The sequence below is a fragment of the Streptococcus sp. genome, assembly GCF_019414905.1.
GTDB lineage: Bacteria > Bacillota > Bacilli > Lactobacillales > Streptococcaceae > Streptococcus.
This window is the reverse complement of the sequence record NZ_DXLC01000220.1, coordinates 1-19,500: the sequence shown is the minus strand read 5'-3', so window position 1 is coordinate 19,500 and position 19,500 is coordinate 1. Positions and strand designations below refer to the sequence as shown.

19 protein-coding genes are annotated in these 19,500 nt (G+C 40.6%); 14 read left to right on the top strand and 5 right to left on the bottom strand.

Annotated elements, in window-relative coordinates; genetic code table 11:
* The first annotated feature begins 262 nt into the window (after nucleotides 1-262).
* The 12 genes from QZ359_RS06805 to QZ359_RS06750 all read left to right on the top strand — a co-directional run bounded on the left by QZ359_RS06805 (nucleotide 263) and on the right by QZ359_RS06750 (nucleotide 9,751).
* Complete coding sequence (locus tag QZ359_RS06805; protein ID WP_293964579.1) at nucleotides 263-1,510, top strand: transporter; 1,248 nt, start codon at nucleotides 263-265, stop codon at nucleotides 1,508-1,510.
* A 77-nt stretch (nucleotides 1,511-1,587) separates the two neighbouring features.
* Nucleotides 1,588-2,868, top strand: a complete 1,281-nt coding sequence (gene hisS / locus QZ359_RS06800; RefSeq protein ID WP_268717667.1) for a histidine--tRNA ligase — start codon at nucleotides 1,588-1,590, stop codon at nucleotides 2,866-2,868.
* Nucleotides 2,868-3,332 (top strand): hypothetical protein, encoded by a 465-nt coding sequence (locus QZ359_RS06795; RefSeq protein ID WP_136937378.1) that lies wholly within the window; start codon nucleotides 2,868-2,870, stop codon nucleotides 3,330-3,332. The genes hisS and QZ359_RS06795 overlap by 1 nt, the downstream gene beginning before the upstream one ends.
* Nucleotides 3,333-3,341: 9 nt before the next feature.
* Nucleotides 3,342-3,548 carry a helix-turn-helix transcriptional regulator gene (locus tag QZ359_RS06790; RefSeq protein WP_136937426.1) on the top strand — a complete coding sequence of 69 codons (207 nt, stop codon included), beginning with the start codon at nucleotides 3,342-3,344 and terminating at the stop codon, nucleotides 3,546-3,548.
* On the top strand, nucleotides 3,548-3,736 hold the full coding sequence (locus QZ359_RS06785; RefSeq protein WP_001046148.1) for a hypothetical protein: 189 nt from the start codon (nucleotides 3,548-3,550) through the stop codon (nucleotides 3,734-3,736). The genes QZ359_RS06790 and QZ359_RS06785 overlap by 1 nt, the downstream gene beginning before the upstream one ends.
* An 11-nt stretch (nucleotides 3,737-3,747) precedes the next feature.
* Nucleotides 3,748-4,488: a DUF3169 family protein gene (locus QZ359_RS06780; RefSeq protein ID WP_293964577.1), complete on the top strand. Its 741-nt coding sequence runs from the start codon at nucleotides 3,748-3,750 to the stop codon at nucleotides 4,486-4,488.
* Nucleotides 4,489-4,498: 10 nt separating this feature from the next.
* Nucleotides 4,499-5,323 carry an ABC transporter ATP-binding protein gene (locus QZ359_RS06775; RefSeq protein WP_293964576.1) on the top strand — a complete coding sequence of 275 codons (825 nt, stop codon included), beginning with the start codon at nucleotides 4,499-4,501 and terminating at the stop codon, nucleotides 5,321-5,323.
* Nucleotides 5,316-6,014 carry an ABC transporter permease gene (locus QZ359_RS06770; RefSeq protein ID WP_050261012.1) on the top strand — a complete coding sequence of 233 codons (699 nt, stop codon included), beginning with the start codon at nucleotides 5,316-5,318 and terminating at the stop codon, nucleotides 6,012-6,014. The genes QZ359_RS06775 and QZ359_RS06770 overlap by 8 nt, the downstream gene beginning before the upstream one ends.
* A 9-nt stretch (nucleotides 6,015-6,023) precedes the next feature.
* Nucleotides 6,024-6,665 (top strand): type II CAAX endopeptidase family protein, encoded by a 642-nt coding sequence (locus QZ359_RS06765; RefSeq protein WP_293964575.1) that lies wholly within the window; start codon nucleotides 6,024-6,026, stop codon nucleotides 6,663-6,665.
* A gap of 17 nt (nucleotides 6,666-6,682) precedes the next feature.
* Complete coding sequence (locus QZ359_RS06760) at nucleotides 6,683-6,913, top strand: hypothetical protein (RefSeq protein WP_000832181.1); 231 nt, start codon at nucleotides 6,683-6,685, stop codon at nucleotides 6,911-6,913.
* A 155-nt stretch (nucleotides 6,914-7,068) separates the two neighbouring features.
* Nucleotides 7,069-8,832, top strand: coding sequence for an aspartate--tRNA ligase (gene aspS / locus QZ359_RS06755; protein WP_293964574.1), 1,764 nt, complete (start codon nucleotides 7,069-7,071; stop codon nucleotides 8,830-8,832).
* The gene (locus tag QZ359_RS06750; RefSeq protein ID WP_223330846.1) at nucleotides 8,810-9,751 is read left to right on the top strand and encodes a YitT family protein; all 942 of its coding nucleotides are present in this window, start codon (nucleotides 8,810-8,812) and stop codon (nucleotides 9,749-9,751) included. The genes aspS and QZ359_RS06750 overlap by 23 nt, the downstream gene beginning before the upstream one ends.
* 29 nt (nucleotides 9,752-9,780) lie before the next feature.
* Here QZ359_RS06750 and QZ359_RS06745 read toward each other — a convergent pair whose 3' ends face one another.
* The 5 genes from QZ359_RS06745 to QZ359_RS06725 form a co-directional block, all read right to left on the bottom strand.
* A complete protein-coding gene (locus QZ359_RS06745; RefSeq protein WP_033675771.1) occupies nucleotides 9,781-10,767 on the bottom strand; it encodes a LacI family DNA-binding transcriptional regulator in 987 nt (328 codons plus the stop codon).
* A 9-nt stretch (nucleotides 10,768-10,776) separates the two neighbouring features.
* Nucleotides 10,777-11,577, bottom strand: coding sequence for a DUF1189 domain-containing protein (locus QZ359_RS06740; RefSeq protein ID WP_203176216.1), 801 nt, complete (start codon nucleotides 11,575-11,577; stop codon nucleotides 10,777-10,779).
* 145 nt (nucleotides 11,578-11,722) lie between these two features.
* Nucleotides 11,723-12,565, bottom strand: a complete 843-nt coding sequence (locus QZ359_RS06735; RefSeq protein WP_001065648.1) for a sugar ABC transporter permease — start codon at nucleotides 12,563-12,565, stop codon at nucleotides 11,723-11,725.
* Between the two features lies 1 nt (nucleotide 12,566).
* A complete protein-coding gene (locus QZ359_RS06730; protein ID WP_203176218.1) occupies nucleotides 12,567-13,859 on the bottom strand; it encodes a sugar ABC transporter permease in 1,293 nt (430 codons plus the stop codon).
* Nucleotides 13,860-13,968: 109 nt separating this feature from the next.
* Complete coding sequence (locus tag QZ359_RS06725) at nucleotides 13,969-15,240, bottom strand: extracellular solute-binding protein (protein ID WP_000095466.1); 1,272 nt, start codon at nucleotides 15,238-15,240, stop codon at nucleotides 13,969-13,971.
* Nucleotides 15,241-15,726: 486 nt separating this feature from the next.
* On the opposite strand from QZ359_RS06725, the gene malQ reads away from it, so the two are divergent.
* Complete coding sequence (gene malQ, locus QZ359_RS06720; protein ID WP_084891153.1) at nucleotides 15,727-17,244, top strand: 4-alpha-glucanotransferase; 1,518 nt, start codon at nucleotides 15,727-15,729, stop codon at nucleotides 17,242-17,244.
* Nucleotides 17,245-17,269: 25 nt separating this feature from the next.
* A partial coding sequence (gene glgP / locus QZ359_RS06715; protein ID WP_293964564.1) for a glycogen/starch/alpha-glucan family phosphorylase occupies nucleotides 17,270-19,500 on the top strand: 2,231 nt, incomplete at its 3' end.

The window sequence follows — 19,500 nt, the reverse complement described above, 5'->3', positions numbered from 1 at the left end:
GGAATTGTTGAGCTCTCACAGGTTATCAAAGAAGTTATATCGTTTTTTTGCTCATTTTGTTTGTTGCATATATTCAAAAGTTTTTCCTCTAGAATTTCTAAGTGCTATACTATAGTCATACTTCACATAAAACTTATACTCTTCGAAAATCTCTTCAAACCACGTCAGTTTCACCTTGCCGTACTCAAGTACAGCCTTCGGCTAGCTTCCTAGTTTGCTCTTTGATTTTCATTGAGTATTTGAACAAGAAGGGAGATTATCTATGAAACTATTGTTCAGAAATCAAGCTTATCGTCTCTTGACTTTGTCACGCTTCTTCAATGCTTTTGGTGCTTCAATTTTTAATCTGGTCTTTATCGTCTATGCATCGACCCTGCCACAAGCCTCCTTTGCTGTTGCTATGGCGAATATTGTCATGATTCTTCCGACTCTCTTTACAGTTTTTGTAGGGATTCGGGCAGATTACACGAGGGACAAGGTCAAATGGATGGTCTATAGCGGTTTGTTTCAGGCGGTTTTATTTTTTCTAGCAGCTTTAGTTGTCCAGCAAGCTAGTCTATTTGCCTTTTCTAGCCTGTGTTTAATCAATGTCATTAGTGATGTCATCAGTGATTTTGCAGGTGGCTTGCGCATGCCTCTCATTAAGGAAAAAGTAGCTGAAGAGGATTTGATGGAAGCTTATTCTTTTTCCCAGTTCATCACCTATATTTCAGCTATTGGTGGTCAAGCTTTTGGAGTTTGGCTCTTAGGTCTATCGGTCAACAATTTTTCTCTCGTTGCGGGAATCAATGCCTGCTTTTTCCTCGTATCAGCCTCTATTCTCTTTTTAGGAAAAAGCAAATTGAGCCTGTCAATGTCATCTGCTGATGGTGAAAACCTAAAAAATGAGAAGCTTTCTATCAAAGACCAGTTCCTAACAATTTATCGAAATTTACGCCTCGTTTTTCTTAAAGGTGGACAGAAAAACTTTGGATTCATGATCTTTGCTGTCTTACTTATCAATGCCTTGGGTGGTTCCTTAGGAGGCATCTACAATATCTTCTTTTTGAGCCATTCTCTTTTGGACTTTTCTTACACAGAGGCACTATTTATCAGTCAAGTCTGTTCTTTAGTAGCAGTCATCATCAGTAGCCTTACGGGCAATGATTATTTTGGGAAGCAGTCCTTGCCTAGATTGATGATGTGGGCGACCATAGGACTCAGTCTAATTGGTCTGGCTAACGTATTCAATCAAGTCGTGCTTGGTTTGCTATTTCTCTTTTTAACTCTGTATGTGTCTGGTAAAGTTTCACCAAAGATTAGTGCCCTGCTCATGAAAAATCTAGCTCCAGATGTTCTAGCTCGTACCAGTAATTTTTTAGGTCTCTTGTTTACCTTATCCATACCTGTGGGAACAGCCTGTTTTTCACTTGTAGCTGTATGGAATATACAGTTGACTTGGATGCTATTTGTTGGTCTTTCCTTGCTAGCTATTCTTTTGACAGTTATTAATCTCAAAAATGATATCTAAATCCTAATTTTTTTCATACTGTCTTAATCCCTCTATTTATGGTAAAATAAGACTATTAAGTTTAAAGAGGATTCCCTATGAAATTACAAAAACCAAAAGGAACGCAGGATATTTTACCTGCTGAATCTGCCAAGTGGCAGTACGTTGAGGGCTTTGCCCGTGAAATTTTCAAGCGCTATAACTACGCAGAAGTGCGCACGCCTATTTTTGAGCACTACGAGGTTATCAGTCGCTCTGTCGGAGACACAACGGATATCGTAACCAAGGAAATGTACGATTTCTATGACAAGGGTGACCGTCATATTACCCTCCGTCCAGAAGGAACAGCGCCCGTTGTCCGTTCCTATGTGGAAAATAAACTTTTCGCTCCAGAAGTGCAAAAGCCAAGTAAGTTCTACTACATGGGCCCTATGTTCCGTTATGAGCGTCCACAGGCAGGGCGTTTGCGCCAGTTCCACCAGATTGGTGTTGAGTGTTTTGGATCTAGCAATCCAGCTACCGATGTGGAAACAATCGCGATGGCGGCCCATTTCTTGAAAGAAATCGGTATCCAAGGTGTCAAATTACATCTTAACACTCTTGGGAATCCTGAGAGTCGTGCGGCCTACCGTCAAGCCTTGATTGACTATTTGACACCGCTCAAGGAGACCTTGTCTAAGGATAGCCAACGTCGTTTGGAGGAAAATCCTCTTCGTGTCTTGGACTCTAAGGAAAAAGAAGACAAGGTGGCTGTAGAGAATGCACCGTCTATCTTGGATTTCCTTGATGAAGAAAGCCAAGCACACTTTGATGCTGTGCGTCAGATGTTGGAAAATCTTGGAGTAGACTATATCATCGATACCAATATGGTGCGTGGTCTGGACTACTACAACCACACCATTTTCGAGTTTATCACAGAGATTGAGGGCAATGACTTGACAGTCTGTGCGGGTGGTCGTTACGATGGTTTGGTTGCCTACTTTGGTGGCCCTGAGACTGCTGGCTTTGGTTTTGGACTTGGTGTAGAGCGTCTGCTTCTCATTCTTGAAAAGCAAGGTGTGGCCCTCCCTATCGAAAACGCCCTAGATGTCTATATCACAGTCTTGGGAGAAGGGGCAAATGTCAAGGCCTTGGAGTTGGTACAAGCCCTTCGCCAACAAGGTTTCAAAGCAGAGCGTGATTACCTCAACCGTAAGCTCAAAGCTCAGTTCAAGTCAGCCGATGTCTTTGCGGCTAAGACCCTCATCACCCTAGGAGAGAGCGAAGTCGAAAGCGGACAAGTAACGGTTAAGAACAACCAAACCCGAGAAGAAGTGCAAGTGTCACTTGAGACAATCAGTCAAAACTTCTCAGAAATCTTTGAAAAATTAGGATTTTAATAGTAGAAAAACTGGTCAGGAACCTACTCCTGACCTTTTTCTTTTGCAAAATGACAAAAATCATAAACTTTTTGACAAATATGCTTGTCAAAAAGAAAAAGATGTGTTACAATGTAAGCAAGTTAAGAAATAGAAAGCAGAAAGGAGCTATGATGTGGGTAGTATTTATACTATTTATGATTTTCTTTTATTCTAATAATTCTAAAAAAATCAAGAAACTAGAGAATAAAATCAAAAAGCTTGAGCGAAAAGAGAAAGGAAATATAGAAATGTCAAGATTATTGCAAGAATTAATTGGGAAAAATCCAACAATCGTTGGACAAGTGTTTGGAACATCTTTATGGGAAGTTGTGGATGTTGATGAGGAATGGGTCAAACTACGTAGTGTTGATAAAGAGGGGAAAGAAAAATTCAAACTACAACGCATTGAGGATATCCAAACCGTTGAATTTGAAGGAAAGTAGGTGTGTAACATGCAACTAAAAAATCGTCTAAAAGAGCTGCGGGCTCGCGATGGCCTCAATCAAACCGACCTAGCCAAGCTAGCAGAGGTTTCCAGACAGACTATCAGCCTATTAGAACGGGACGAATACACCCCGTCCGTTGTGATTGCCTTGAAAATATCTCAGATTTTCAACGAAACAGTCGAATCGGTATTTCGCTTGGAGGAGGACGAGTGATGAACAAGTATAAAGTGGTTTATTATGTAGTTGTCGCAGCTCTATTAGTCAGCATATTTCTATTAATTGGGATAGACTTAGGCTGGTTTAGTCCCTATCAGAGTGACCAATTTATTTGGGCCTATTTTGCCCTCATACCAGTAATTGACTGGATTGAAAAGAAATCCAAAAATCTAGCAAGTGAATAAGGAGAATGAATATGGAAAAGAAAAAGAAACGTGGATTGTTGTTTTTAATGGTTGTTGTCTTGGGATTTTTCTTGGGCATTTTTGTAGGGATGTTTAAGGCTGTTGCCGAATCCCACGGAATTATGTTAGATGTAAAAATCTTGATACCCTGGATATCAGCTATTTGTTTACTGTTAGGTTTCATTAGCATACTTTTGACATTCAATTTCTTAAAGAAAAGCAGAAAATTTCATTCCTTGTATCAAGAGGAAATGGATGATGATCTGAATGAAACCTATTATGTGCAAATGTATCGGAATCTCGAGTTTGGAACCATTGCTTTTAATATTGCAAGTGTAGCGATTTTATTAGCTCTTTTCATCTCAGCAAGTGAAATGGTTGTACTAAATGGAAGCCATATAACCTTACCTCTTTCTTTTTTGGCATTAGTGCTGATTTTCAGTGTTCAAAAATATCTTTTTAAGACCATTGCGATTGTTCGTCAGTTTGATTTGGTATTTTTCTCTACACCAAAGGATGTATTGGACTATATCAATTCTTACGATGAAGGCGAGCGTCAGGCTAATTTGGAACAGAGTTTTCGAATTTTATTCCAATTAAATCAGTATGTCTTACCAGGCTTATATATTTTTCTTTTTATCATTTCTGTCTTGACAGGAGAGATTCAGCTACTAGCCTTCTTGCTTGTAGGAGCTATCCATATTTATATCAATGTGATGCAGTTACCTATGGTAAAACGCTATTTCAAATAAAGGAGTTTTTATGATTCGTGTTGAAAATGTAAGCAAAAGTTTTGGGAGCAAAAAAGCTCTTCATCAGATTTCTTTTGAGATTAAGGAGGGTGAAATCTTTGGTTTTCTTGGTCCTTCTGGCTCAGGTAAAACAACCATGATCAACGTCTTGACAGGTCAGTTGGCTGCAGATCAAGGTAAAACAGTTTTGTTAGGCAAGAATTCTCAAGATTTAACCTCAAATGATTTGGAACAAATTGGTATTGTTAGTGATGGCAGTGGTTTTTATGAAAAGATGAGCCTTTACAAAAATCTGCTCATTTACGCTAAGTTATATGGCCTCAAGTCAGATAGAGTAAATCAGGTGCTCAAACAGGTTGGATTGGCAGATGCTAAAGATATTATCGCAGAAAAACTATCTACAGGAATGAAACAACGAATGTTCTTGGCCCGTGCCCTTCTGAATGCTCCTAAGATTCTCTTTCTAGATGAGCCAACTAGTGGCTTAGACCCTACAACATCTAAGATGATTCATACCCTACTTCAAGAATTAAAGCAGGCGGGGACAACTATCTTTCTGACCACGCATGATATGAATGAAGCAACTCTGCTTTGTGATCGCTTATCTCTTTTGAATAAGGGGAACTTAATAGAGTATGGAAGTCCACAAGATATTATCCAGAAGTACCATGTGGATAAGAAAGTACATGTGGTTTATAACGATGGACGAGAACAGATAGTTCCATTTGAAGAATTGCCACATTTAGACACGACAGATTTGATGGTGGTTCACTCTTGTGAGCCGACACTAGAAGAAATCTTTATCAGATTGACAGGAGAAAAGTTAGATGTTTAGAAAATTAAATGCCCTACTATGGTTAAGATTACAAGTTCTTATCAGCAATTCAACTTTGTTGGCGACTCTATTGATGCCTTTTGGAGCGACTGTTCTATATAATGAGTTCTTAAACAAGAGTGGAGAATTGAGTACGTATTTCCTTTCTATGAGTTTGACGATGGTCTTGAGCATGGGAAGTGGTTATATGGTATCGATTATGATGGCAGAAGATAAGGAAAAGCGCAATCTTAAATCACTCATCCTAAGTGGTGTGACAGCAACAGAATATACTTTCAGTATGCTCATTCTCCCTATGTTGATTATGTTGCTTGGAATGATTTCACTACCAATCTATCTTAAAGTGGATGTATCAGGTTACTTATTTGCCTATGTTATCTATTTGGTCCTAGCAACTATTAGTGTTATTTTTCTCAACCTTCTAATCGGTGCGGTGTCAGATACTCAGTCTAAAGCGCAAGTTTATAGTATCTTTCCTATGTTTATCGTCTCTTTTTTACCCATGTTTGCTCTTCAAAATGATACGGTTCAAAAAGTGTTGGATTACTCTTTTATTGGTCCAATTGTAAATCTTTTAAATAAAAAAGGTGGGGAAATATCTTTTTCTAATATTGGTATGTTACTTGCCTGGGTACTTGTGTTAGGAATAGCAAATCTCTTTGTATTGAAAAACAGCTATAAAGCAAGATAGGAGTTCTTTATGAAATTACTTAAAAATCTTGGCTGGTTTCTTCTAGCCATTCTATCCTTTTACTTTATCTATGGTCTGGTTCAGAGCATGGCGCTGTCAGCTCTTGGACTAGGGGCTTCAATCTTTGGAGTCTTACCACTTTATGTCGCCCTGTCAGGGGCCTATGTTTATGGAGTTTACAGATGGTATCAGACAGAAAAGGTTAGCATCCAGACGACTGCTTTTAATCGTTATATCTGGTTGCCTGCTTTGGTTTTGCTAGTGGCGATTACAGCCCAGTTCTTTTTACCAGATGATCCGTCTGTCAATCAACAAACTGTATCACAGCTGACAGTTGCTCAGCCTGTCTTTGGTTTCTTTATGGTAGTGGTCTTTGCTCCTTTGACGGAAGAACTTATCTTTAGAGGGATGTTGGCACGTTATCTCTTTCCTAAGCAGGACAATAGTAAACAAACCCTGATTTTTCTTTTAATATCTAGTATTATCTTTGCCTTGATTCATTTCCCAGGTGATGTGCAACAATTTTTAGTTTATACTAGTCTTGGTTTTAGCTTGGGCTTGGCTTATATTAGCAGAAAAGGTCTGGTCTACAGTATTTCTCTCCACGCTTTGAATAATTTAATCGGCTTTTTGATGATACTCATGCTATAATAGAGTCAGGAGGTCACATGAAACGAGTAATTTTATTAGCAGTGATTCAAGCAGTCGTTCTATTTTTCATCATTGGAGCGCTAGCTTATGCCTTTAAGGGCGATTTCTTCTACAACTATCTAGCAGTTGTCTTTGCCCCTATTGCAGGTGTCTTGCGTTTTGGGACGGCTTACATAACGGAAATTGTCTTGCCTCGAAAGGCAGCCGAAATCGCTGAAAAGCGTAAAGCAGGCAACAATTCAAAATAAAAGAGTCCGGTGAACTTCATCGGATTTTTTGTATGGGCGCTAATTTTTAGGGACTTTACCTGATTTTTAAAGACTGACAAACTTTTCTGCTGATTTTCATGAAGAGCCTGCGCTTTTATGGTAAAATAGTAACAGAATAAAAGAGGAGAGAAACAATGAAACGTAGTATGTATGCTGGTCGTGTTCGTGAGGAACACATCGGACAAGAAATTACCTTGAAAGGATGGGTAGGCCGTCGTCGTGACCTTGGTGGTTTGATCTTTATCGACCTTCGTGACCGTGAAGGAATCATGCAGTTGGTTATCAACCCTGAAAAAGTCTCTGCAGAGGTCATGACAACAGCTGAAAGCCTTCGTAGCGAATTTGTTATCGAGGCGACTGGTCAGGTCGCTGCGCGTGAGCAAGCCAATGATAAGTTACCAACTGGTGCAGTTGAGTTAAACGTGACAGTTCTGACAGTGCTTAATACAGCTAAGACAACCCCATTTGAGATTAAGGATGGGATTGAGGCTAATGACGATACGCGTTTGCGTTACCGTTACCTTGACCTTCGTCGTCCAGAAATGTTGGAAAATCTCAAACTTCGTGCTAAGGTGACCCACTCTATCCGCAACTACTTGGATGAATTGGAGTTTATCGACGTGGAGACACCATTCCTTTCTAAGTCAACTCCTGAAGGGGCGCGTGACTATTTGGTACCATCTCGTGTCAATAAAGGGCATTTTTATGCTCTTCCTCAAAGTCCACAAATCACTAAGCAATTGTTGATGAATGCTGGTTTTGACCGTTATTACCAAATCGTCAAATGTTTCCGTGATGAGGACTTGCGTGGTGACCGCCAGCCTGAGTTCACCCAGGTCGACTTGGAAACATCTTTCCTTACTGAGCAAGAAATCCAAGATATCACAGAAGGCTTGATTGCGCGCGTCATGAAAGAAACTAAAGGCATCGAAGTGACGTTGCCATTCCCTCGTATGAAATACGATGATGCTATGGCTCTTTATGGTTCTGACAAGCCAGATACCCGTTTTGACATGTTGCTTCAAGACTTGACAGAAGTGGTCAAAGGTGTAGACTTTAAAGTCTTTTCAGAAGCACCTGCTGTAAAAGCAATTGTAGTCAAAGGCGCTGCGGACAACTATTCCCGTAAAGACATCGACAAGATGACGGAAGTAGCCAAACAATATGGTGCCAAAGGTCTTGCTTGGGTTAAGGTTGTTGATGGAGAATTAAACGGACCAGTTGCCAAGTTCTTGACTGGCATCCAAGCAGAATTGACAGCAGCACTTGCGCTTGAGGACAAGGACTTGGTTCTCTTTGTGGCAGATACGCTTGAAGTGGCCAATGCAACACTCGGTGCCCTTCGTGGACGTATTGCCAAAGAGCTTGGTTTGATTGATAACGATAAATTTAACTTCCTTTGGGTGGTTGACTGGCCAATGTTTGAATGGTCTGAAGAAGAAGGCCGCTACATGAGCGCCCACCATCCATTTACTCTTCCACAGGAAGAGACTGCTCACGAATTAGAAGGCGATTTGGCTAAGGTTCGTGCTATTGCTTACGATATCGTCTTGAACGGTTATGAGCTTGGTGGTGGTAGCCTTCGTATCAACCAAAAAGACCTTCAAGAACGTATGTTCAAGGCTCTTGGTTTCTCATCTGAAGAAGCAAATGATCAGTTTGGTTTCCTTCTTGAAGCTATGGACTATGGTTTCCCACCACACGGTGGTTTGGCTCTTGGGCTTGACCGTTTTGTCATGTTGCTTGCAGGAGAAGAAAATATCCGTGAAGTTATTGCCTTCCCTAAGAACAACAAGGCAACTGACCCAATGACACAAGCTCCTTCAACAGTAGCTCTCAAACAACTAGAGGAACTCAGCTTACAAGTAGAAGAAGATGAAACAAGCAAAACAAATTAAGCGGTGGCGCTATTATCTGCGCCGCTTTGCTCATCAGATAAAAATTTTACGTGTCTTACAAAGCATCTCTCGAGAAAAGTATGATGAGAAGATTTCAGCTTCTCTGGTCTATGGTTTTTTATCAGCAGTAGCGGTCAATTTCTTTTTCCAACCAGGACATGTGTATTCGAGTGGTGCGACAGGTCTGGCACAGATTATTTCTGCTTTGAGTAATCACTGGTTTGGTTTTCATATTCCGATTTCGCTGACCTTCTATGCCATTAATTTTCCTTTGATGGTCTTGGCTTGGTATCAGATTGGGCATAAGTTCACCGTCTTTACCTTTATCACGGTGTCCATGAGTTCCTTCTTTATCCAGTTTGTCCCTGTGGCGACCTTGACGGAGGATCCCATTATCAATGCCCTTTTTGGGGGTGTTGTCATGGGCTTGGGGATTGGTTTTGCTCTTCGCAACAATATCTCCAGTGGTGGGACGGATATCGTCAGTCTGACCATTCGCAAGAAAACGGGTAAGAATGTCGGTAGTATTTCTTTCTTGGTAAATGGAACCATCATGCTGATAGCAGGTTTGACCTTTGGTTGGAAATACGCTCTCTACTCTATGATTACCATCTTTGTCTCTAGCCGGGTGACAGATGCGGTCTTTACCAAGCAAAAACGCATGCAGGCTATGATTGTGACCAATCATCCAGAGAAGGTAATTGAAAAAATCCATAAAAAATTGCACCGCGGAGCAACCATGATCCACGATGCAGAAGGAACCTATAATCACGAGAGAAAGGCAGTTTTAATCACTGTCATTACACGTGCAGAGTTTAATGAATTTAAACAGATTATGAAACAGGTGGATCCAGGCGCCTTTGTCTCTGTATCTGAGAATGTTCATATTCTGGGACGATTCGTTGAAACAGAAAATTAGTGACCAAAAAAACCAGCGCGAGCTGGTTTTTATTTTTCGATAATTTTGTGAGCGATTAACTGACGGTAACAAATTTGTTTATTGCTTTTAGCATCGTTGATAATCTGAAGAATCGTTTCAAATGATGTTTGACCAAGTTCTAGGCTATTGATGTCGACATAGGCTGCCAAGTTGAGCTTGGGATTGACTGAGTCGAAGCTGAGAACAGGGACATCCAGTTGGTGCTTAGCGATGTAGTCACAGACCCCTTCAGCTAGGAGGCTATCAGTTGTGATGATAGCGTCAATCATAGGATCGTGTTTAAACAAACGCTTACTGAATTGATAACCTTTTTCTTCCAGAAATTCGTTCGCAAAATAGGTCAAGTTACTATCAAGAGGCAGTTGGTACTGTTTGAGTGCTGACTCATAGCCTGTTAAACGGTCTTGTGTTACGAAGAGTCTCTTAGTCCCTCCAATAAAGGCAATTCGCTTGCAGCCTTTTTTGATGAAATATTCAGTCGCATCAAAGCCAGCTTGAACGTTGTCATTATCGACAAGTGGAATGAAGGGGGACAGAGATTTTCCGAGGATGAGGAAGGGGAACTGCTCATCAGCCACCAGTTTGACTAAAGGATCTTCCTCTTCGGCATAAAGGAAAATTAAACCGTCTACACGTTTACCATAGACCATTTGTGAGATGGCAGTAAGACGCTCCTTCTCATCTTTCCCTGTTGCTATCTGAATGGCATAGTGGTTTTCAGAGGCGACTTGAGAAATGCCACGTAGGACTGATGGAAAGAAAGGATTCTGGTAGAAGGCATCTGAGTCATCAGGAAGAACTAAGCCGATAACTTGGGTATAGCTACTTACCAAACTGCGAGCGTTGAGGTTGGGGTGGTAATTGAGTTCCTTCATCGCCTTGCGAACGCGTTTTTTCGTTTCGTCGCTAATGGTTGATTTATTTTGAATAACACGGGTTACGGTTGAAGGCGAAACACCAGCAGCCTTGGCCACGTCTTTAATCGTAACGGGCATAAAAATCTCCTATTTATGGTAATCTGGATCACGGAAATGCGTTTTATAAAAGATAGTGACCAGATAAAGGACAAAAAGAATGTTTTGTACAGTGATGAGGTTTGACATATTTTGGCCAAATAATCCCAAAATAAGCGTAATCAGAGTCGGCAATCCTAAACAGTTCAAGATAAAATGGTAGCACTCTTTAAAGGTTTTAAATGAAAAGAGGCGTGATTTCTTAGTGATATAAAGGAGAAGACTAGCCCCTAGAGAGACGATAAAGAAATTCAAACCAAAGAGGAAGCTTGCACCGAGAACTAGGAAGAGACTGATATAGACACGATTTTGTTGGTACCAGTCTTTAGAAATCGCTTGGGTTAAGCTGTCTTTGCTTTTGAAACTCTCAGTCTCAATGGCTCGGTAAGAGACGCGGGTCAGTTCCTTACCTTCCTTGCTGATGACGAGCTCATTCGTATCGAAATGCAGTTGCAAGTCCTTAGGTAGTTCCTTACTTTGACTTGGACCAATCACAATAGAAGATGCTTGACTAGCTGTTCCAGTATAAGTTAATGTGCCATCAACAATTGTAGCGTGTTCAGAGAGGTCCTGAACAACCTCATCTGTCAATGGTTCATAGACATTATCGATAAAGGTTTCTAGCGGATAAGTCTCCTGGGAGCTGTTTTGAATGGCAATTGGTACCATAGACAAGCTGATAAGGAAGATACTGGTAAAGAGAAGTTGAAACCAGTTGAGCCCGAAACGTTTGGATAGGGGCTTACGAAATCCCCAAATACTTGAAAAATAAGAAAATGGATATGGAAGCATAGGTATCTTTCTAAAAGGTGTTTTCTATATGAGTATTATTATATAGAGAAATGCGCTTTATTTCAAGTCTAGGAGAAAAATTGCTTGTTACAAGGATATTTTTATAGTCACAAGCTTCAAAATGAAAAAGGGTGGCGGGGATATATTATCCCTTGTCACCACCACTTGTAAGTCCTGAAACAAAGTTCTTTTGTAGGAAGAAGAAGAGAATACAGATTGGAAGGGCAATGAGGATAGCACCTGCTGAGAAGTAGGCGATCTTCATGTTTTTCACATTGCTAACGAAGGTTTGGAGACCTACGGCAACAGTAAAGTATTCTTTCTCACGAAGCAAGAAACTAGAGAGGATGTAGTCCCCGAAAGGTCCCATGAAGGCCCAGAGAGCTTGTACGGCAACCATTGGGCGAACAAGTGGAAGAACAATTTGCCAGAAGCGGCGGAAGTGTCCTGCACCGTCTAGTTTTGCAGATTCGTCTAGAGACATTGGCACTGTATCGAAGTAGCCTTTCATGAGCCAAGCATTCATTGGGATACCACCACCAACGTAGAGGAAGATGAGGAACCAGCTGTGGTTAAGGGCGTTCAACATAAGTGCCATAACGAAGAAGGCTGTCAAAGCGGCCATGGTTGGCACCATTTGGATAATCAAGAAGAAGACTAAACTTTGTTTACGAGCCAAGAAGTTGTAACGGCTGTAGGCATAACCAGCAAGTACGATGATACTTGTTTGAACAACCATGGTAATCAAGGCGATAATCAAAGTATTGAGGTACCAAGTACCGTACAAGGTTTCAGTGAAGAGGCCTTTAAAGTTATCGAAATTGAGGTCGATATTAGTATCTAGTTTAAAGGCTGAGACGTTACCTGCTTTAAAGGCTGACATGATGGTAATCAAAAGTGGATAGATAATCACGATTGATAGGCCAATTAAGTAGAGGTAAGTAAGGGTTTGAGTCAGTCTACGTTTGAGTTTAATTGAGTTATTCATCTTAGACGTCCTCCATATCAAATGCGTGTAGTTTCTTGAATGCGATCATAGAGATTGAGATGACAATGATAGAGATAATCAAGGTAACAGCTGCCGCCATTGAGTATTGAGGAGATGTACCTGTTGTCAAACGGTAAATCCATGAGATCAAGATATCGGTTGAACCAGCTCCACCTCCGACACTACCAGGTCCTCCACCATTGAAGAGGTACATGATAGAGAAGTTGTTAAAGTTGAAGGTGTATTGGCTAATCAAAGTAGGTGCTGCAACAGCCAAGATCATTGGGAAAGTGATGTTGCGGAATTTTTGCCAAGCATTAGCACCGTCAATATAAGCTGCTTCGTAAAGGTCGTTAGGAATAGATTGTAAGATACCTAAAGTCAAAACGTAGATGTATGGGAATCCAAGCCAACCTTGCATCATAATCAAGGCAATTTTTGTCCAAGTTGGATCTGTTTTCCAAGGAATAAGAGCACCATCAAGGAAAGGAAGGAATTTAGCCAAGATTGGCAAGACTTGAGTGTTGATGGCTCCGACACTATCGTTAAACATGTTTGAAAATGTCAAGATAGTGATGAAGGCTGGGACAGCCCAAGGAAGAAGGAAAATAACACCAAAGATACGTTTTCCTTTGATAAATGGTTGGTTAGCAATGATAGCTGTGAAGATACCGATTACGATTTGTAAAGTTGAGGCAGCCAAAGCCCAGATGATAGTCCAAGAAAGAACGGCACCGAAGGCAGAACGGAAGGTACTCAAACTCCAGATGTTCGTAAAGTTCGTCAAACCAACCCAGTCCAACAATTTGTTTGGTGGTAAGTGTTGGAAGTCGTAGTTAGTAAAGGCAATCATCAAGGTTACGATAACTGGGAAGATGATTGCAAAAGTCATGGCAATATAAGATGGAATGATCAAGAGGTAAGGGAAGCCATTTTCATAGATTCCTTTGACCATTTCTTTAAAGGTAAGTGCTACTGGAATACCATTGTTAATGTGTTTAGCAGTTGTATGTGCATCTTTAATATTTGAGAAATAAAAGAGTACATAAACGACTACAAAGATTAAATGGAAGGCACCACGAATCAGCATAAAGAGGGAATTGTCACGACCTGGCTTGTCACCAAGAGTGATGAGATTGCTCAATTCAGGGGCTGCAAGTGCTAGGAAATAAAGGACAAATACGATGGTTACACCAAGGAAGATAAAACCTTTGGCCTTTTGTTTATTGTAAATCTGTCCTAACCCAGGAATGATAGACAGCAGGGCTGCTTTACTAGGTTGTTGCTTTTCCATAATAACTCCTTTCATAGGATACTGGTTTCTAGATAAAACCTAAACTATTTGTGTTTTTGTTGATAAATTCAAAGGGGGATTTGATTTCCACCCCCCTTGAACAAATTTCTTATTCACCAAATTTTTGTTTGATTGTTTCTTTGATCAATGTTACAGCATCGTTTGCAGCTGTTTTAGCATCTTTCTTACCACTTACAGCTTCAAACAACATTGTTTTAGCTGGGTCCCAAACAGCTGACATTTGAGAGATGTTTGGCATTGGTTGAGCATTCTTGAACTGTTTGATAACAGCTGTTGTCAACTCATCATTTTTACCTTCAGCGTATGAACGAGCTTCAGTGTTAGCTGGGATTTCATTAGTTTTATCGTAGAAGGCTTTTTGTTGTTCAGTTGAAACAAGGAAGTCTACAAATTTTTGAGCAGCTTCAAGGTTCTTAGTGCTTGATGGGATGATCCAAGCTTTACCACCACCAAATGCTGCGTAGTCTTTTCCGTTTGGAAGAGTTGGGATAGTTGCAACACCGTAGTTTACTTTAGCGTCTTTGAAGGCTTGAGCTTTCCAAGGTCCATCGATGATAGCAGCTGTTTTACCTTCTTGGAATTGAGTTTGGATTAGGTTTCCAGCTCCTTCAGTATCTTGCATACCTTTAGGCCATTTTTCATACCAAGTTTTAGCGTATTCTACACCTTTGATAGCGCCGTCGTTTGCAAGACCGATGTCTTTAGCGTCTTTACCGTTTTGTCCGAATACGTAACCGCCGTTACCAGCAAGAAGTCCGTATGCAAAGTAGAAGTTTGTCCAGTCAGCTAGGAAAGCAGAAGTTTTTCCATCTTCTCCAGCGAATGCGTATTTGCTATCTTTAGCAAGGTTTTCCAAGTCAGCAAATGTTTTTGGAGCTTCTTTTACCAAGTCTTTGTTGTAGTACATAACAAGTGACTCGATAACGGCAGGAGCACCGTAAACTTTACCGTCAGCAGCTGTTACAAGAGATTTAGTTTTATCATCTGTTTTAGCACCGTCGCTCAATTTCACTTCTGAAAGTTGTCCGTCAGTACCAAGGCTACCTACACGGTCGTATGGAGCCATCATAACGTCAGGAGCTTGACCTGATTGGTTGTCAAGAGAAAGTTTGTCAAGCCCACCCATTTGGTCACCAGATTTGATGTTAACTGTTGTTCCTGATTGTTCTTTATAAGCTTTAGCTACTGTTTCAGCATAAGCTTTGTATTGGTCCTCAACGTAAAGAGTGATTTCTTTCGCTTCAGATGAACCAGAATCAGCAGGTTTATCAGCAGTTTTGCTTCCGCAAGCTACCAAAAGCAAGCTAGCAAGTGTAGCAGTTCCAAGCACAGCAGCGCTCTTCATGAATTTAGATGACATAGTGTATTCCTCCTAAAGAATAACAAATTTTATAATGAGGAAACGCAAACGTTTTCCTTTATGGGACTAGTATAGCACAAATAGAAAACGGTTGCAAGTGTTTTTTGTAAAAATTTTAAAAAAATTTCACGGAAAGGGTAAGCGTTTTATTTGTTTATAATAGAAGAAAAGTTAGAAAATATATTTTCATGCTTTTACTGAAATTATTTAGGGAAACGATTGCCTAGATTTTGAACAAAAAATAAATTGCTCTAGACCAAAAGTAGGCTAAGTTGAGCCTTCTATTTGTAGTTGAAGAAGATTTTGTAAATAGAAAAGAAAAAATGTATATGTATACATAAATAAGGACAAGTTTTTTTTAAAAATAATCAAAAAGTTTTTTTAAAACCGCTTGCAATTATTCCAAAAATGAAGTATACTTATCTTAACGCAAACGTTTGCGCCCAAAAATGAAAAATTAAACTACAAATACACGAGGTGTTGTTTATGAAAAAACGTCAAAGTGGTGTGTTGATGCACATCTCTTCTCTCCCAGGAGCCTACGGAATCGGATCATTTGGTCAAAGTGCTTACGACTTCGTTGATTTCTTGGTTCGCACGAAACAACGTTACTGGCAAATCCTTCCACTAGGAACAACTAGTTACGGAGACTCTCCTTACCAATCTTTCTCAGCCTTCGCAGGAAACACTCATTTTATCGATTTGGATATCTTGGTGGAGCAAGGTTTGTTGGAAGCAAGTGACCTTGAAGGAGTTGACTTTGGTAGCGATGCGTCTGAAGTTGATTATGCTAAAATCTACTATGCACGTCGTCCTCTTTTAGAAAAAGCGGTGAAACGTTTCTTTGAAGTTGGAGATGTTAAAGATTTTGAGAAATTTGCTCAAGACAACCAATCATGGCTTGAGCTCTTTGCTGAGTATATGGCTATCAAAGAGCATTTTGAAAATCTTGCTTGGACTGAATGGCCAGATGCTGATGCTCGCGTTCGTAAAGCTTCAGCACTTGAAAGCTACCGTGAGCAATTGGCAGACAAGTTGGTTTACCACCGTGTGACTCAATACTTCTTCTTCCAACAATGGTTGAAATTGAAAGCTTACGCTAACGACAACCACATCGAAATCGTTGGGGACATGCCAATCTACGTAGCGGAAGATTCAAGCGATATGTGGGCAAATCCACATCTCTTCAAGACAGATGTCAACGGTAAGGCGACTTGCATCGCAGGATGCCCACCAGATGAGTTTTCTGCAACTGGTCAGCTTTGGGGTAACCCAATCTATGATTGGGAAGCAATGGACAAAGACGGCTATAAATGGTGGATTGAACGCTTGCGTGAAAGCTTCAAAATCTATGATATCGTTCGTATCGACCACTTCCGCGGCTTCGAATCTTACTGGGAAATCCCTGCTGGTTCCGATACAGCAGCACCTGGTGAGTGGGTGAAAGGTCCGGGCTACAAGCTTTTTGCAGCCGTTAAGGAAGAACTTGGTGAGCTAAACATCATCGCAGAAGACCTTGGCTTCATGACAGATGAAGTTATTGAGTTGCGTGAACGTACTGGCTTCCCAGGAATGAAGATTCTTCAATTTGCCTTCAATCCAGAAGACGAAAGTATCGATAGCCCACACTTGGCACCTGCTAACTCAGTTATGTACACAGGAACTCACGATAACAACACGGTCCTTGGTTGGTACCGTAACGAGATTGATGATGCGACTCGTGAGTACATGGCTCGCTATACTAACCGTAAAGAATACGAAACAGTTCCACACGCTATGCTTCGTACAGTCTTTTCATCAGTTAGCTTCATGGCAATTGCAACTATGCAAGATTTGCTAGAATTGGATGAGACAGCTCGTATGAACTTCCCATCTACCCTCGGTGGAAACTGGTCTTGGCGTATGACTGAAGATCAATTGACACCAGCTGTCGAGGAAGGTTTGCTTGACTTGACAACAATCTATCGACGAATTAATGAAAATTTGGTAGAATTAAAGAAATAATACAATATCAGGAGACACCTTAAACATGTTATCACTACAAGAATTTGTACAAAATCGTTACAATAAAACCATTGCAGAATGTAGCAATGAAGAGCTTTACCTTGCTCTTCTTAACTACAGCAAGCTTGCAAGCAGCCAAAAACCAGTCAACACTGGTAAAAAGAAAGTTTACTATATCTCAGCTGAGTTCTTGATTGGTAAACTCTTGTCAAACAACTTGATCAACCTTGGTCTTTACGACGATGTCAAAAAAGAACTTGCTGCTGCAGGTAAAGACTTGATCGAAGTTGAAGAAGTTGAATTGGAACCATCTCTTGGTAATGGTGGTTTGGGACGTTTGGCTGCCTGCTTTATCGACTCAATTGCGACTCTTGGTTTGAATGGTGACGGTGTTGGTCTTAACTACCACTTTGGTCTTTTCCAACAAGTTCTTAAAAACAACCAACAAGAAACAATTCCTAACGCTTGGTTGACTGACCAAAACTGGTTGGTTCGTTCAAGCCGTAGCTACCAAGTACCATTTGCACACTTTACATTGACATCTACTCTTTACGATATCGATGTACCTGGATACAAAACAGCTACGAAAAACCGTTTGCGTTTGTTTGACTTGGATTCAGTTGATTCTTCAATCATTAAAGATGGTATCAACTTTGACAAGACAGATATCGCTCGCAACTTGACTCTCTTCCTTTACCCAGATGATAGTGACCGTCAAGGTGAATTGCTCCGTATCTTCCAACAATACTTCATGGTTTCAAACGGTGCGCAATTGATCATCGACGAAGCAATCGAAAAAGGAAGCAACTTGCATGACCTTGCTGACTATGCAGTTGTACAAATCAACGATACTCACCCATCAATGGTGATTCCTGAATTGATCCGTCTTTTGACTGAACGTGGTATTGAACTTGATGAAGCAATCTCAATCGTTCGTAGCATGACTGCCTACACTAACCACACAATCCTTGCTGAAGCCCTTGAAAAATGGCCTCTTGAATTCTTGCAAGAAGTGGTTCCTCACTTGGTACCAATCATTGAAGAATTGGACCGTCGTGTGAAAGCAGAATACAAAGATCCAGCTGTTCAAATTATCGATGAGAGCGGACGTGTTCACATGGCTCACATGGATATCCACTACGGATACAGTGTTAACGGGGTAGCAGCACTTCATACTGAAATCTTGAAAAATTCTGAGTTGAAAGCTTTCTACGACCTTTACCCAGAAAAATTCAACAACAAAACAAACGGTATTACTTTCCGTCGTTGGCTTATGCATGCTAACCCAAGATTGTCTCACTACTTGGATGAGATTCTTGGAGAAGGTTGGCACCATGAAGCAGATGAGCTTGAAAAACTTTTGTCTTATGAAGACAAAGCAGCTGTCAAAGAAAAATTGGAAAGCATCAAGGCTCACAACAAACGTAAATTGGCTCGTCACTTGAAAGAACACCAAGGTGTGGAAATCAATCCAAACTCTATCTTTGACATCCAAATCAAACGTCTTCACGAGTACAAACGCCAACAAATGAACGCTTTGTACGTGATTCACAAATACCTTGACATCAAAGCTGGTAACATCCCTGCTCGTCCAATCACAATCTTATTTGGTGGTAAAGCAGCTCCAGCCTATACAATCGCTCAAGACATCATCCACTTGATCCTTTGCATGTCAGAAGTTATTGCTAACGATCCAGCAGTAGCTCCACACTTGCAAGTAGTTATGGTTGAAAACTATAACGTTACTGCAGCAAGCTTCCTTATCCCAGCATGTGATATCTCAGAACAAATCTCACTTGCTTCTAAAGAAGCTTCAGGTACTGGTAACATGAAATTCATGTTGAACGGAGCTTTGACTCTTGGTACTATGGACGGAGCTAACGTGGAGATCGCTGAGTTGGTTGGTGATGAAAACATCTACATCTTTGGTGAAGATTCAGAAACTGTTATCGACCTTTACGCAAAAGCAGCTTACAAATCAAGCGAATTCTACGCTCGTGAAGCTATCAAACCATTGGTTGACTTCATCGTTAGCGATGCAGTTCTTGCAGCTGGAAACAAAGAGCGCTTGGAACGTCTTTACAATGAATTGATCAACAAAGACTGGTTCATGACTCTTCTTGACTTGGAAGATTACATCAAAGTGAAAGAGCAAATGTTGGCTGACTACGAAGACCGTGACGCATGGTTGGATAAAGTTATCGTTAACATTTCTAAAGCAGGATTCTTCTCATCTGACCGTACAATCGCTCAGTA

Bases quoted from the DNA above. Each gene is read 5' to 3' on its own strand.
- QZ359_RS06770 (WP_050261012.1), top strand. From the start codon at position 5,316: ATGTTTAGAAAATTAAATGCCCTACTATGGTTAAGATTACAAGTTCTT.
- QZ359_RS06805 (WP_293964579.1), top strand. From the start codon at position 263: ATGAAACTATTGTTCAGAAATCAAGCTTATCGTCTCTTGACTTTGTCA.
- malQ (WP_084891153.1), top strand. From the start codon at position 15,727: ATGAAAAAACGTCAAAGTGGTGTGTTGATGCACATCTCTTCTCTCCCA.
- QZ359_RS06765 (WP_293964575.1), top strand. From the start codon at position 6,024: ATGAAATTACTTAAAAATCTTGGCTGGTTTCTTCTAGCCATTCTATCC.
- QZ359_RS06790 (WP_136937426.1), top strand. From the start codon at position 3,342: ATGCAACTAAAAAATCGTCTAAAAGAGCTGCGGGCTCGCGATGGCCTC.
- QZ359_RS06780 (WP_293964577.1), top strand. From the start codon at position 3,748: ATGGAAAAGAAAAAGAAACGTGGATTGTTGTTTTTAATGGTTGTTGTC.
- hisS (WP_268717667.1), top strand. From the start codon at position 1,588: ATGAAATTACAAAAACCAAAAGGAACGCAGGATATTTTACCTGCTGAA.
- QZ359_RS06745 (WP_033675771.1), bottom strand. From the start codon at position 10,767: ATGCCCGTTACGATTAAAGACGTGGCCAAGGCTGCTGGTGTTTCGCCT.
- QZ359_RS06735 (WP_001065648.1), bottom strand. From the start codon at position 12,565: ATGAATAACTCAATTAAACTCAAACGTAGACTGACTCAAACCCTTACT.
- QZ359_RS06740 (WP_203176216.1), bottom strand. From the start codon at position 11,577: ATGCTTCCATATCCATTTTCTTATTTTTCAAGTATTTGGGGATTTCGT.
- aspS (WP_293964574.1), top strand. From the start codon at position 7,069: ATGAAACGTAGTATGTATGCTGGTCGTGTTCGTGAGGAACACATCGGA.
- QZ359_RS06725 (WP_000095466.1), bottom strand. From the start codon at position 15,240: ATGTCATCTAAATTCATGAAGAGCGCTGCTGTGCTTGGAACTGCTACA.
- QZ359_RS06785 (WP_001046148.1), top strand. From the start codon at position 3,548: ATGAACAAGTATAAAGTGGTTTATTATGTAGTTGTCGCAGCTCTATTA.
- QZ359_RS06730 (WP_203176218.1), bottom strand. From the start codon at position 13,859: ATGGAAAAGCAACAACCTAGTAAAGCAGCCCTGCTGTCTATCATTCCT.
- QZ359_RS06750 (WP_223330846.1), top strand. From the start codon at position 8,810: ATGAAACAAGCAAAACAAATTAAGCGGTGGCGCTATTATCTGCGCCGC.
- QZ359_RS06760 (WP_000832181.1), top strand. From the start codon at position 6,683: ATGAAACGAGTAATTTTATTAGCAGTGATTCAAGCAGTCGTTCTATTT.
- QZ359_RS06775 (WP_293964576.1), top strand. From the start codon at position 4,499: ATGATTCGTGTTGAAAATGTAAGCAAAAGTTTTGGGAGCAAAAAAGCT.